General features: G+C 26.2%; 17 protein-coding genes. 15 read left to right on the forward strand and 2 right to left on the reverse strand.

Annotated elements, in window-relative coordinates:
• Positions 1-2 precede the first annotated feature (2 nt).
• The 15 genes from ACTG48_RS21995 (at position 3) to ACTG48_RS22065 (ending at position 10,874) form a co-directional block, all read left to right on the forward strand.
• Positions 3-896 (forward strand): hypothetical protein, encoded by an 894-nt coding sequence (locus ACTG48_RS21995; RefSeq protein ID WP_479918889.1) that lies wholly within the window; start codon positions 3-5, stop codon positions 894-896.
• Positions 897-933: 37 nt separating this feature from the next.
• A complete protein-coding gene (locus ACTG48_RS22000; protein WP_167641153.1) occupies positions 934-1,491 on the forward strand; it encodes an ERF family protein in 558 nt (185 codons plus the stop codon).
• Between the two features lie 63 nt (positions 1,492-1,554).
• Positions 1,555-2,088, forward strand: a complete 534-nt coding sequence (locus ACTG48_RS22005) for a hypothetical protein (RefSeq protein ID WP_479918890.1) — start codon at positions 1,555-1,557, stop codon at positions 2,086-2,088.
• The gene (locus ACTG48_RS22010; protein ID WP_479918891.1) at positions 2,088-3,662 is read left to right on the forward strand and encodes a DnaB-like helicase C-terminal domain-containing protein; all 1,575 of its coding nucleotides are present in this window, start codon (positions 2,088-2,090) and stop codon (positions 3,660-3,662) included. The genes ACTG48_RS22005 and ACTG48_RS22010 overlap by 1 nt, the downstream gene beginning before the upstream one ends.
• Positions 3,663-3,671: 9 nt before the next feature.
• Positions 3,672-4,733, forward strand: coding sequence for a CHC2 zinc finger domain-containing protein (locus ACTG48_RS22015; protein ID WP_021383121.1), 1,062 nt, complete (start codon positions 3,672-3,674; stop codon positions 4,731-4,733).
• A gap of 33 nt (positions 4,734-4,766) precedes the next feature.
• Positions 4,767-5,012: a hypothetical protein gene (locus ACTG48_RS22020; protein WP_479918892.1), complete on the forward strand. Its 246-nt coding sequence runs from the start codon at positions 4,767-4,769 to the stop codon at positions 5,010-5,012.
• A 1-nt stretch (position 5,013) separates the two neighbouring features.
• Positions 5,014-5,340: a hypothetical protein gene (locus ACTG48_RS22025; RefSeq protein ID WP_479918893.1), complete on the forward strand. Its 327-nt coding sequence runs from the start codon at positions 5,014-5,016 to the stop codon at positions 5,338-5,340.
• Positions 5,341-6,183, forward strand: a complete 843-nt coding sequence (locus ACTG48_RS22030) for a PD-(D/E)XK nuclease family protein (RefSeq protein WP_479918894.1) — start codon at positions 5,341-5,343, stop codon at positions 6,181-6,183.
• A 33-nt stretch (positions 6,184-6,216) separates the two neighbouring features.
• Positions 6,217-6,531 carry a hypothetical protein gene (locus ACTG48_RS22035; protein WP_021383081.1) on the forward strand — a complete coding sequence of 105 codons (315 nt, stop codon included), beginning with the start codon at positions 6,217-6,219 and terminating at the stop codon, positions 6,529-6,531.
• A 2-nt stretch (positions 6,532-6,533) separates the two neighbouring features.
• Positions 6,534-7,115 carry a guanylate kinase gene (locus ACTG48_RS22040; protein ID WP_479918895.1) on the forward strand — a complete coding sequence of 194 codons (582 nt, stop codon included), beginning with the start codon at positions 6,534-6,536 and terminating at the stop codon, positions 7,113-7,115.
• Positions 7,106-7,597 carry a crossover junction endodeoxyribonuclease RuvC gene (locus tag ACTG48_RS22045; protein WP_479918896.1) on the forward strand — a complete coding sequence of 164 codons (492 nt, stop codon included), beginning with the start codon at positions 7,106-7,108 and terminating at the stop codon, positions 7,595-7,597. The genes ACTG48_RS22040 and ACTG48_RS22045 overlap by 10 nt, the downstream gene beginning before the upstream one ends.
• Positions 7,598-7,612: 15 nt before the next feature.
• Positions 7,613-8,146, forward strand: coding sequence for a dUTP diphosphatase (locus ACTG48_RS22050; RefSeq protein ID WP_479918897.1), 534 nt, complete (start codon positions 7,613-7,615; stop codon positions 8,144-8,146).
• Positions 8,147-8,302: 156 nt separating this feature from the next.
• The gene (locus ACTG48_RS22055; protein WP_021369998.1) at positions 8,303-8,476 is read left to right on the forward strand and encodes a hypothetical protein; all 174 of its coding nucleotides are present in this window, start codon (positions 8,303-8,305) and stop codon (positions 8,474-8,476) included.
• A gap of 96 nt (positions 8,477-8,572) precedes the next feature.
• Entirely contained in the window at positions 8,573-9,967 is a 1,395-nt protein-coding gene (locus ACTG48_RS22060) for a cell wall-binding repeat-containing protein (protein WP_479918898.1), read from the forward strand.
• Between the two features lie 157 nt (positions 9,968-10,124).
• Complete coding sequence (locus ACTG48_RS22065; RefSeq protein WP_479918899.1) at positions 10,125-10,874, forward strand: NERD domain-containing protein; 750 nt, start codon at positions 10,125-10,127, stop codon at positions 10,872-10,874.
• 60 nt (positions 10,875-10,934) lie between these two features.
• Here ACTG48_RS22065 and ACTG48_RS22070 read toward each other — a convergent pair whose 3' ends face one another.
• Together ACTG48_RS22070 and ACTG48_RS22075 are read right to left on the reverse strand one after the other, a co-directional pair.
• The gene (locus ACTG48_RS22070; protein ID WP_021383137.1) at positions 10,935-11,492 is read right to left on the reverse strand and encodes a hypothetical protein; all 558 of its coding nucleotides are present in this window, start codon (positions 11,490-11,492) and stop codon (positions 10,935-10,937) included.
• A gap of 6 nt (positions 11,493-11,498) precedes the next feature.
• Entirely contained in the window at positions 11,499-12,509 is a 1,011-nt protein-coding gene (locus ACTG48_RS22075; protein WP_479918900.1) for a hypothetical protein, read from the reverse strand.
• Between the last annotated feature and the right edge of the window lie 575 nt (positions 12,510-13,084).

The following is a 13,084-nucleotide window of genomic DNA, read 5'->3' on the forward strand; positions in this document are numbered from 1 at the left end:
GAATGGCAGAAAAAAGAATAAACTATAATCAAGTATTTGTATCAGGAGAAGTTTTAGATATATTAAATATAGCTAGAATGAATGAAGGAACTGGCCAAGAAGCAATAAGATTTACTTTAAAAGTTGAAACGGCACCAAATGAATCAGTGAATGTAGACTACTTTACATCAATGTTTAAGTCAGATGGCTCACCAAATCAAATGTTTTTAGGGATAGAGACAATCGCTAATGAAATAAAAACTAGAGCAGAAAATGGAAAAGGAGATATAGTTAGATGTGTTTGTTCATTAGATAATAACTTATACTATAAAGATGGTGAAAAGAAAGAGAGATTCCAGATATCAGGAACTTTTTGCAACAGAGAAAAATATGATGACAAAGATAATCCACTTGATGACAAGGGAGAAATAGTAAAACCAATAAAGGCAAGTCAAGTTTGGAGAGCATATACATTAATTGAAAATATAGAAGAAAAAAAAGATGACTTAGGTGAGTACTTAGAGATTAAGGGTCTAATTAATAAGTATGGTAAGCAAGGTTGCAATCTGACATTTAGAATACATAACAAAGATATGATAGAAGGATTTAAAAGTTTATATAAGGTGGGAGATGTTGGTCTTCTTGAAGGTACAGTAAAATCTATAATTACAAGTAAATCGGCTGGCTTCGGTTCAAGAATCAAAAAAAGTGCTTTTACATTTTTAGAAATAGAAGGTGGAGACGAACCTTTGAAAGAAGGAGATGAAATATTAAGCGATAAAAATTATCCATTTACAGATAAAAACATAGAAGCAATGAAAGAAAAAATAAAAGAAAAAGATGAAAAAGAAAAACAAAGAGATATTGATAAAAATGGTAAGACAGTTGAAATAAGTGATGATGATGTGCCATTCTAAATTATAAATTAAATAAACTATTAAAAGGAGAGATTGAATGGAAAATAAAGAAACTACAATTATGGATGATATTAAAAAAGTAGTGAATGAGGAAATAAAAAAGAATATATCAAATTTATATTCAGATAAGATTGAAGGATTAAAAGAAAGTGATAGCCAAATTGAAATAACAAAAGCATTAATAGCTTTCCATTTAGAGATAGAGTCAATTCAAAAAGACAATACAAATCCATTTTTTAGGTCTAAATATGCAAATCTGGATACAATTCTTAAAGTAGTAAATCCATTATTAGCAAAACATGATTTAATACTAATGCAGTCAGCAGAAGATGCAGGTAATGATAAAGTCTATATAAAAACTAAACTTAAACATTCATCAGGAGAATACATAGAATCAAATTCTGCACCATTTAAACCAGCTAAGACTAATGATATACAAGCTAGAGGGGCATTAGAAACTTACTTAAGAAGATATGCAGTTCAATCAGTACTAGCATTATCATTTGAGGAAGACGATGATGGTAATTCTCTAACAAACAAATCAAAAGGCAAATCTGAAGAAGAAAATACAACAGTTAAGAAAAGTAGAGTGTAAGTAAAAAAAATGCTACCTCTTAAATGAGGTAGCAATAAATACATAGCATAAGGAGGGGAAAGTTTGAATTGTAAGTGTAAGGTTTGTAAGAAAAAATTAGATACAAAAGATGCTTATAAAGTAGAACATATTACATCTGGTGGAAATAAGCAGAATAGATATTACTGTAATGAACAGGAATATAGAAAAGAGCAGCAGGACATATATTTCTGGAAACAATGTCAGCTTGGTATAGATTATATTATCGGCTATACAGTTATAAGTAATCAAAAAAATAAGATGTTACAAGAGATAATAAAAAGTGGTTATACAAGAGAAGAATTATATGACTGTATGCTTGAAAAAAAAGATGAAATCATAGAATTGCTTAACTACAGAAAAGATATAGAAGAAGAATATCCTAAATTATGCTATGTATTTACTATATTAAAAGGTTGTATTAGAGATATAACAATTAGAAATAAGCAAATAAAAGATGAAAGAGAAAATGAAAAGATATACAAAGAAAGTGAAAAATATTATGAAGTAATTGCTCCGAAAAAGGTACTTACTAATAAAAGAAAAAGTTTATTTGAAAAAATTAAAGAGGTGACTTAATGAGTGCATATGAAAAAATAACAAAGGATAGAGGTATTATAGAAACTTTAGTTTTAGGAACAATGCTAAAATCATTAACTCTTTTTAGTGAATATAAAATTAGTGAAAATGACTTCATAATAGATAAAGTAAAATTCTTTTTCTCATTAGGAAGAACAATGTCTAAAACTCATAGTGAACTCGATGAAGCGAGTGTGGCTAAATTTGTATCTTCAAATAAACTCAAATCTGAATATGAAAAGTATGGTGGTTGGAATAGCTTATCATCTGCTATAGAGTATGGAAAAGAAACTAATATATCAGCATATATTGATGATTTGGCTAAAAGCAATCTATTAATCGCTTTAAATAAAAGAGGTTTTAATATAACAAAAGAGATGGATCATAATGAATTAAAATTTATTCCATTTGAATTATTCCAATCTATGAGTTGTAGAGAAGTTGAAGAATTTTATGAGGGTCTAATATCTTCATGTAGTGTAAATTCCATAAAAAATAATATGAAGGTAGAAAATCTTTTACTTACCAAAGATGATAGAGAAAAATTAAAACAAAAAACTGAAGCAGGAACGTCTTATAATATCATCTTTGAATATAATGAAAAAGAAATAGGGTTAAGTGATAATGAAGAACTTAAGTATATATATAGTTTACCAATATTATCAAATAGAACTAATGGACTTGGTAAAGGTGGGGGTATAAATATAATATCTGGATTTTCAGGAATAGGAAAAACTACATTATTGTTCTTTAATTATATATTAGCTATGATATATCAGGGTGAAAAAGTAGTTATATTTGCGAATGAACAAAAATCTCAATATTTTAAAAGTATGTTAGTGTCATTTATAGCATACAACATATTTAATTATCATGATTTAGATAGAAATAAAATTGACAATGGAGACTTCACAGAGTTTGAAGAAGAGCTTATGGAAAAGATAGAAATGTTCTTAAAAGACAGAGGATTTGAAGAAAGTTTAAAATTTATATATATGGAAGAGTTTGAGATATCTGAGATATTAAGAAAAAGTAAAGAACTTGTAGCACATGAGGGATTTACTGTAATAGCAGTTGATACATTCAAGTCAGAAAATTCATCAGATGCAAATTATACAGGAAGGTTAATAGAAAACTCTAAATTACTAGATAACTTTGGAAATAAATACAATGTAATAACACTTCTATCTATGCAATTAGTAACGGCTCAAGAGAATAAAAGTTCTTACTTATCAGCTTCAGATTTAGCAGAAGCTAAAGCGGTAAAGAATGTGTGTGGATTATTAATGCTTATGAGAAAAGTAGTTAATGATTTAGAATTAGATTCAAATAATAAAAAATTCTTTTTAAAACCATATAGACTAAAATATAATAAGCTAAAAAAGACTACTGAAAGAGAGTATATTCAGTTTGATATGAAAGATTTACAAAAAGAATACAGATTATTATTTTTAAATAAGTCAAGAAGAGGTCAAGATGGAGATGTGATTCTACTAAGATTTTATGGTAAGACTGGTAGATTTGAAGAAATAGGAAGGTGTGAAAAAGTCTATAGAGGACAATTGTCATACTAGGTGATGACTATGGAAATAAAGGATTTGACTAATGAAGAGGTGATAAGTTTTATGGAATATTTAGGTTCGGACTTATCTCCTAAAAGCAATGATAGACAGTTAATATTTAATACTTGTTTATGTCATAATGGTGATTCATATAAATTATTTTATTATACAGAAAGCAAAACATTTCATTGCTATAGTTCTTGTGGTCATATAGGTAGCTTAATAGATTTATTGATACATATAAATAAATATGAATTTAAAGACGCTATTAATGAAATAAAAGATTTCTTTGGTATTTCAAATCAACCAATCCTAAGAAAAGGATTTAGAATAAGGAAAAAAGTAAAACAAATAGATAATATTAGAGATATACAAATAGAATTACTTCCTACCCCTAAAAAGCCATATATATATAAAACTTTTCAACAAGTCCCAATCGAAGAGTGGGAAAATGAAAACATATCTTTTGAAGTTCTTAAAACATATCAAATACATTATAATCCATATGAAAATCAAATAGTAATTCCACATTTCTGTTGGCATGACAAAGGTAGACCAATTGGTATTAGAGTTAGAAATTTAGATGAAGATAAAGCTAAAAGTTTTGGTAAATATATTCCATTATGGTATGACAATAAGTGCTATAATCATAGGTTAAGTCTTAACTTATATGGGCTAAATATAAATAAACAAGCTATTAAACAAGCTAAAAAAGTAATAGTATTTGAAGGTGAAAAATCAGTATTGCAGATGGCAACTATTTATAAAAATAATCCTTCTGTAGCTATATGTGGAAGTAATTTTAGTAGAGAGCAAAAAAAGATGTTAATAGATTTAGGTATTGAAGAATTAATCATAGCTTTTGATAGGCAATTTAAAATTAAAGGAGATGAAGAATATATTGCATGGAGAGCTAAGATATATAAGTTAGTTCAAGATATTAGGGATGTGATGAAAATAAGTGTAATTTGGGATGAAGATAATCTATTGGATTATAAAGATAGTCCTAGTGATTTGGGAAAATATATATTTGAAAAATTATTAAAGAGTAGGATTGATATAGATAACTTTATTAGTAAATGAAAATAGCAAATTATATTAATAGGAGATGATTATATGGTACAAGAAGTTAGGCAAGAAATATTATTAAAAAATGGTGAGATATTATATACAGGTGATTTAGTAAAAATAGAGTATAAGTTGGATGAAGATGAAAAAATGAAATGTTGTACAGGAAAAATTAAGGATGTAGAAGAACTATTCATTAAATTAGATACAAGTAAGAGATATAAAGCATCTGAAATAATGATATATTCTTGGGAGTTAAAGTCAATTGGAAGGATAAGTGATAAAAATGAATAGTATGATTAATAATAAGTATAGGGCATTGTATTTATTAACTCTTTTTTTAATTCTTAATTTTATTTGTAATGTATATTTTGCAAAAAATGTCAATATTGAATATTACTTAAATTCATATTGTATATTTGAAAATGTAATGAAAATAATAATTTCTGTGGGGATTTTCTTTTCTATGATGTTGGCAGGATTTGATATAATTAATAAATTTATAAATAAGTTCAAAGAAGCTATAAAAGAAGAAAGTATAGATATAAATGCTAGCATATCTGATGAATTATATAAAGAAATTAAAAGTCAGATAGAAAAGGAAACTAGAAAGGTAAAATAGATGTCTAGAGAATTATATAGTTTTAGTAAATTAAATACATTCTATACATGTCCATTTCAATATTATCTTACATATATTAAAAATTTAGATCGAGAACAAAATTGCTATGGTTATTATGGTAATGAATTACATAGATTACTAGAAGAATTACAACAAAGAAAAATGACAAATCAAGAAGCTATTCAAAAATATAATGAAGTTATAGAATATGCAAATCTAATGGATTACAACTTTCCTACACCAAATTCAAGAATTAATTATTTAGAATGTATTTTACATTATCTAGAATATTTTGTACCAATTGAGTGTGATAAATACTGTATAGAAGAATACTTTGAGTATTATATTAATGGAATTACAATGAGGGGATACATAGACTTATATTATATAATAGGTAATAAAGTTTATGTTATAGATTACAAATCGAGTAGTAAATTTTCTAAAAAAGACTTATCTAAAAAATCAATGCAGCTTATCTTATACGCAATGTATCTTAAAGAAAAATATCCAGATAAAATGATTGAATATGTAGCTTTTGATATGTGCAAGTACATTAAAAATGAAAAAGGAGTATTAATTGAAAGAAATAAGATTGATAATATAAGAAATTACGAAAGAGCTATAGTGAAAATTAAATACACTAAAGCATTAGAACAACAATTAATTGCCTTTGTTACTGATACAGTTAAACAGATAAAAGAGATAGATTTTAATGATGAGAGTGTTTGGTGCAAAAACGATGACAAAAGTAATCAGTTTTTTTGTAAAACCCTATGTTCTCATTATGGAAAAGGTTGCAAATATAATGTAAATAAAGGTTTTAGAAAATCTAAATCACAATAAAATATGAATTTTAATAAGATTGGAGAGTACTCAATGAATATACCAAAAGAAGTAAAAGTAGGGGGATTGTTTTATAAAATAGAGGAGACTGAAGAGCCTATTCTAGTAAACAATCAATTATGTTATGGATTAGCAGATTATGGAACTGAAACAATAAAGTTATCTAATAATCTACAATCACAAAGAGTAAAAGAAGCTACATTTTTACATGAGCTATTTCATTGTATATTTAGAGATAGATGTATAGAGAGTGAAGATGAGGAATATTTAGTAGATGTATTAAGTAAAGGACTTCATCAAGTGATTATTGATAATCCTAATGTGTTTGAATGTAAGGTAGAACTATAAATATGAAAAAATTAAAAAATATGTTTGTATTTTTAGGATATTCAGGTTCAGGCAAAGACAGTATAGTAAGTGAAATCTCAAAGCAATTCAATATTCCAATTCTAATATCACATACAACAAGACCTCCTCGTAATTACTTAGAAATCATCAATAAAGCATATCATTTTGTAGATAATAATTTCTTTAAGGAAGAAAAAAGTAACTTTATTGAAATGAGAAAATATATAGTTCATGATGGCAGCACTTGGTTATATGGTATACATAAGTCTGAATTAAAGAATAAAAAATATGCTTTGACTATAGTAGATGCAAGTGGATATAAGGCACTAGAAAAATATTTTATGGGAACAAAAACTAAGTTAGTACCATTTTTTATAAATACAGATGAAATTGCATTAAGAAAAAGGCTTATTAGTAGAGGTGATAATTTTAAGGAAATTGAGAGAAGATTAAAAGATGATAAATTTAAATTTAAAGACTTTCTAAATAATGAAAATTATATTGTAATACCAAACAATTCAGACTTAACTAATGCTATAGAACAAGTTAAAATACATATGAAAGAGGGGATTCAATGGTCTTAGCTTTAGATGTATCAATGTCCAGTACTGGATGGACAGTCATAAATAGAAATAAAGAAATATTGAAATATGGGAAAATAGTAACTAAAAAAGATAAATTTGATACTGAAGATGAACGCATGTGTTATATCTGTAATTCAATTCAAGAATTAATTTCAACCTGTAATATTCAAATTGTATTAGTTGAAGACCAATTCACTTCCAGAAATTCTAAAACAATTCTTAGTTTAAGAAAACTCTTAGGAGCAATAATGAGAACTGTTAAATTAAATAATATAGAGATTGAATATATGTATCCAGTTTCTATTAGAAAATATCTTATGAATAATGGTAAGGCTAAAAAAGAAGAAGTGGCTACATATATAAGAAAAAATATAATTGATGTTGGAGAATACATTGATAGGAATTGTAAGGTAAAGACAAGCGATATATATGATGCTATAGCTCTTGGAATAGCTTATTTAAATAAAATAAATTTTAAATAAAAGGAGAAGTAATTGATGAGTATAAATATCAAAATAAAAAAATTAAGTCAAAATTCAATAGTCCCATCTTATGCAAAAAATGGTGATAGTGGTATTGATTTATGTACATTGGAAGATACCATAATTCCAGCTAGGTCGGCAGTAGCGATAGCTACAGGTGTAGCTTTAGAAATTCCATATGGTTATGAAATGCAAATTAGACCTAGAAGCGGAATAAGTTTAAATGGTATAGAATATATAAAAGATGAAAAAGTATCTTGTGCTAGAAATAAAATAAAAAAAGATATTATTATTTTCAATGAAGGAGAAAATAATAGAGTATATCCAACCATAAGATTTGGTACAGTGGATTCAGGCTATAGAGGTGAAATTAAAATAATTACATATAATGAAGAACAATTTGATATTTTAATTCCTAAACATACTAAATTAGCTCAAGGTGTATTTCAACAAGTACCAAGAGCTATTTTAAAAGTTGTAGATGAATTGAACATTTCTGAAAGAGGAAATAATGGATTTGGAAGTACTGGTATAAAGAAATATGAATAAATATATAATATTGGAAAAATATAATTATTACTATGATGACAAGTGTCATACTTTATATCATTTAGAAAATATCTATACAGGATTAAGATTTTCTATTGAAAAAGTGAAGTTAGAGTACTATAATATATGCTAGACTAACTTTGGGAGGAATATTAAATGTACAGATATGATGATTATGTAAATTTAATAAATGACTTAGAATTACCAAAAGAAATTAGGAATAAATGTGTTAGAGTTATAATGACACTAGAAAATATGCAGGATATTATGGTAGTACATAAGTTTAAAACTTATGTTGTTAATGAAAAATATATTGAAAAAGTAGCATAAAATGATTAAGTCATCTATTAATTTAGGTGACTTTTTTGTATTTATGTACTACTATTTAGATAAAGGTTAATTTAAATAAATGAGGGGGATATTATAATGAAATTACCAAAAAAATTATTATCACTAGGGTTAGTTATAACAATGTTAATAGTTAGTTTCCCGAAACAATCTTATACTCTTGATGCAGTTGAAGAATTTTCTATATCTTCAGTTTATGAAACAGCAGGTTTAATAGCAGATAAACAAAATTATGATACTGCTATACTTGTTAATCTAAGTGACTCTATAGCAGATGGATTAAGTTCAAGTGGATTATCTGGAGTATTAAATGCACCAATTCTTTTGTCTGAAGATGATAGTATTCCAGATGCAACAATGAATAGACTAAATAAAATAAAAAAAATTTATTTAATAGGTGGGGTAAAATCTATAAATAAATCGGTAGAGGACATGCTTATATCTAAAGGATTTAAGGTAATAAGAATAGAAGGGAAAGACAGAATAGATACAAGTTATAATGTTGCGAAAGAAATAAATTCCAAACAAAAAGTTAGTACTGTTATGTTGACAAATGCATATAAAGGAGAGCCAGATGCAATAAGTATAGCTTCAGTAGCAGCAAGAGATAAAGCAGCAATAATATTAACAGATGGTAAGAGTGTTCCGTTTTCAACTAGTGGATTAAAAACATATGCTATTGGTGGTACTGCATCAATGAATGATGTATTAGTTAAAAATACAAATGCTACTAGATTAGGCGGAAGTGATAGATTTGATACAAATAAACAAATAATAAATAAATTCTATAGTGGAGTTAAAGAATTTTATGCAGCTAATTCTAAAAATTTAACTAATGCACTTTTAGCATCTTCTTTAAAAAAACCTGTAGTTATAGTTGATAATAATAGCAATAAATCAATTTTAAAAAATGCAACTAAAATTACAACTTTTGGAGAAGTGGGACAAGATTTAGTTGAAGAATGTTTAAATGTTACTAATGGAATAGGAGATATTAACACAGGTGTAGTTAAAAAAACTAGACTTGAAGAAGCTAAAGCATTAGCAAAAAAATGGTATGAAATTGGTGATATAAACAATATACCATCTCTAGTTGATGACAATTATAAATATGGAAATAATTATTATTATGTTTTTAGTTATGTATCTGGCGACCAAGAATATTCTGAACGTCTGTGTATAAATAAAAATGATATATCAGAGTTTAAATTTTTATATGAGGATTCACATATGGAAAAAGTGGTATCATTCAAAAATGCTGAGGATTTAGTAAGAGACTTATTTATGAAAGAACATGGATTTTTACCAAACCATATAGAGGCTCAGAATATGGAAGATGATACGCATATATATGTTCGCCCATTTAATACATATATAGATATGAATGGTATGGAACATAATGCAGGTGGTTATAAACCATATTTAGTAAATATTTATACAGGTGAAATATCAGAATATACATATACTGAATAAACCAATTAATCAACTGCTTATTAGAGTAGTTGATTTTTTCATTAAATATATATTTACTTAAGTGACTTTTTAAACAATATAATTTAGTTTAACACTATCACTTAAGGCATATATAGCTGTTATAATTAAAGTATATGTCGAAAGGTAGATGGTGAGGATGTTTAAGGAAATATTTGAAAAAGTATTTATGTCAGAAGAAATTAGTCAAACTGTAAAGGAAGTCAGTGATATTGTGAAGGATACTAAGATACAAGTAAAGGGTGGATTTGGAGAACTTAGATTAGATTTTATACTTAGCAAATTAGACAAGGATTACATAGTAATTAAAGATATTATTATACCAGGCTCAAATAAAACCACACAAATTGATAGTATTGCAATTTCTGTATATGGAATATTTGTTATAGAATGTAAAAATTTTAGTGGCTATATTTATGGAAATGATAAAGATAAAGTATGGACTCAAATTGTAGGAAAGGCTAAAAATACATTCTATAATCCAGTAAGACAAAACTATGCTCATATCAAAGCAATAGAAAACATAATAGGAGATGAATATAATATATATTCAATAATTGTTTTTTCAGACAAAGCTACTTTAAAAAATGTAACTATAAATGGCAATAATGTTATAGTCATAAATGAAAGTGAAATATTAAGTACAATAAGTAAATACAAAGATATGACTATTAATAGAGAGGAAATAAAAATAATCAGAGATAAAATTTTTGATTGTATGAAAGCTATTAATCAAAATACTGGAGAGCATGTTAGAAATTTAAAAAATATTACTGAGGAAGATAAATGTCCAAGATGTCAAAAAGGGAACCTGACAAAAAGGAAAGGACAGTATGGTGAATTTTGGGGTTGTAGTGAATTTCCAAAATGCAAATACACTAGAAAATAATACATTTATATATTGAAATAAAATAAGACTTCACTCTAATTAGAATAAAGTCTTATTTTATTATTTGTTGGGATTTTCTTTTTTATTAATATGGGCTAAATAATAACTGTCATCAAAAATAATTAATATACATTCTAAAATTATTATAAAATTTCCGATTCCATATATAGTCCAATACTCTTTAAACAAATAATTTCCGTTAAAAATTCTATTTACAAGAGGTGCTGAAAAATAAATAGTTCCAAAGATAGATATTAATATCATAATAACTATAAATAGTAAGTTTTTTTTAAAGCTATGTCTTTTTTCTCCTCTTTTTAATGAAAGTACTAGTACCAAACTTGATATTGCAAAAGGGCAATAACGGTTTGAAGTATCATAATAATTTTCAATTTTTATTTGCATAAAAAGGTCTATAAATACATGAATTGCTACTGTTAAAATAGTTATGGTTGACAATATGTTTCCTTGTCTAATTTTTTTATTTAATTTAAATTCATTAATTTTACTTTTTAAATTTCTTTGAGATATATTTTCATTAGGTTTTAAGATGGATTTACATTTAGGACATATAGTTGTAGTATCATCAAATTCTAAATTACAGTTTTTACAATACATAAGTATTTATGCTTTTTTCTCCATATACATTCCATTCTCTTCCATCCATAAGTTAAATCTTTCTGCTTTTCTTGCACTTCTAGAGTATTGTAGTGCAGCATAATTAGCCTTATCAAATATGTCTTTAATAACCATGCTATATAAGTTTACTTCTGCTAACATCGCCATAACTGGAGGAGTAAATGTTAGTGCTGAGAACACTAATCCAAGCACCATATATCCTATTTGTTCATTGTAGTCTTTATATTTTATTTTCATACTACCTTGTACATCTTCAATTATAGCTTCAGGTGTATCATGTTTAGAATAGGCATCTTTGAAAAATACAAACATGTCATTTTCAACCATAGATTTTACAGATTTCACATCTATACCAAATGATATTATATCAGTTGTTGTTTTAACCACTGAAGCTTTTTCTTTAGCAAGTGTTGTATATAATGAAGGTAAGTCACCTTTTAATGCTATTAAATTTGTTATAACAGAACGCATAGAATTAGCACTTCTAAAAGCAGAACCTCTGCTTAAATATCTGTCATAAGCTTCTCTGTCATATTTAGTTATATATGTACATAAACCTTCTTCATAATTATTTCCTTCAAAATCTACAAAGTGAGATAAATACATGTATACTACCTCATCATTATACTTTGGTGCTCCTACTTCTTGATTTTTTCTAGCTGCTGACATTGCATATGATAATTGACTTGCATTAGTCGTATGTTTAATGGGTTCTTCACTATAAGTCTTAGGGACGTCCATATTTTTTTCTAAATATGAATTACATTTTTGTATGAAATTACTTCCTTTAGGTGTCAAATCTTTTAATTCACCAACTGAGATACCAATATCTTTTAATACATTACTGTATTCCTCTGATGCAGTAAGTACATCTGCAACAGTGTTCATATCCATATCTGAAGATTTTGCAGATACAGCATATGAATTTACTGTTGTTGATACAAGAAAAGTAGTTGCTAGTGTTAAACTTAATACCTTTGATTTAGTTTTTTTCATTTGTTTTCCCCCTCAATGTATATTTAATTAAAGTTAGAATATTCTTGAAATTCTAACTAAAACTCAAAAGGATTTTATAAATGATATTGTAGTGATAATATGATTTATATAAAAGGACTAGCCATAGATTTAAGAGTGATAATTTAAGAAATGCATTCTATACGAGTAGTATAACATAAAAAGTTAAAGCAAGAAACATATAAAAAAAATAATATATAAATATAAATTAATGTAATGATTTATATTTATCAAATTAAAATAATCAATATAATATTTTAAATCTGATAATGTTGAGCTTCTATATTCGTTTTTAAGCCATTGTAAAAATTAGTGCTTATAATTTAACATATTCAAAAAATGAGAGCCTTACATTCGATATTTAAAAAAAGTATCAAACTAATAGTATAAGGCATAGAATGATGCATTCTATGTCTTATTTCCTTATAATTAAGTAATTTCAATAATTATATAAATAAAATAATTAAAAAAGTCAGTTAGAAGTCAGCTAAAATGACTATTTTTTGCCAGGTCTATATGATATAATAAATATATAAATTTCGACAGGAGAGAAGAAG

Source organism: Clostridioides sp. LIBA-6822 (genome assembly GCF_056688955.1).

Bases quoted from the DNA above. Each gene is read 5' to 3' on its own strand.
- ACTG48_RS22035 (WP_021383081.1), top strand. From the start codon at position 6,217: ATGAATATACCAAAAGAAGTAAAAGTAGGGGGATTGTTTTATAAAATA.
- ACTG48_RS21995 (WP_479918889.1), top strand. From the start codon at position 3: ATGGCAGAAAAAAGAATAAACTATAATCAAGTATTTGTATCAGGAGAA.
- ACTG48_RS22070 (WP_021383137.1), bottom strand. From the start codon at position 11,492: ATGTATTGTAAAAACTGTAATTTAGAATTTGATGATACTACAACTATA.
- ACTG48_RS22020 (WP_479918892.1), top strand. From the start codon at position 4,767: ATGGTACAAGAAGTTAGGCAAGAAATATTATTAAAAAATGGTGAGATA.
- ACTG48_RS22025 (WP_479918893.1), top strand. From the start codon at position 5,014: ATGATTAATAATAAGTATAGGGCATTGTATTTATTAACTCTTTTTTTA.
- ACTG48_RS22030 (WP_479918894.1), top strand. From the start codon at position 5,341: ATGTCTAGAGAATTATATAGTTTTAGTAAATTAAATACATTCTATACA.
- ACTG48_RS22000 (WP_167641153.1), top strand. From the start codon at position 934: ATGGAAAATAAAGAAACTACAATTATGGATGATATTAAAAAAGTAGTG.
- ACTG48_RS22010 (WP_479918891.1), top strand. From the start codon at position 2,088: ATGAGTGCATATGAAAAAATAACAAAGGATAGAGGTATTATAGAAACT.
- ACTG48_RS22075 (WP_479918900.1), bottom strand. From the start codon at position 12,509: ATGAAAAAAACTAAATCAAAGGTATTAAGTTTAACACTAGCAACTACT.
- ACTG48_RS22055 (WP_021369998.1), top strand. From the start codon at position 8,303: ATGTACAGATATGATGATTATGTAAATTTAATAAATGACTTAGAATTA.
- ACTG48_RS22050 (WP_479918897.1), top strand. From the start codon at position 7,613: ATGAGTATAAATATCAAAATAAAAAAATTAAGTCAAAATTCAATAGTC.
- ACTG48_RS22040 (WP_479918895.1), top strand. From the start codon at position 6,534: ATGAAAAAATTAAAAAATATGTTTGTATTTTTAGGATATTCAGGTTCA.
- ACTG48_RS22065 (WP_479918899.1), top strand. From the start codon at position 10,125: ATGTTTAAGGAAATATTTGAAAAAGTATTTATGTCAGAAGAAATTAGT.
- ACTG48_RS22060 (WP_479918898.1), top strand. From the start codon at position 8,573: ATGAAATTACCAAAAAAATTATTATCACTAGGGTTAGTTATAACAATG.
- ACTG48_RS22045 (WP_479918896.1), top strand. From the start codon at position 7,106: ATGGTCTTAGCTTTAGATGTATCAATGTCCAGTACTGGATGGACAGTC.
- ACTG48_RS22015 (WP_021383121.1), top strand. From the start codon at position 3,672: ATGGAAATAAAGGATTTGACTAATGAAGAGGTGATAAGTTTTATGGAA.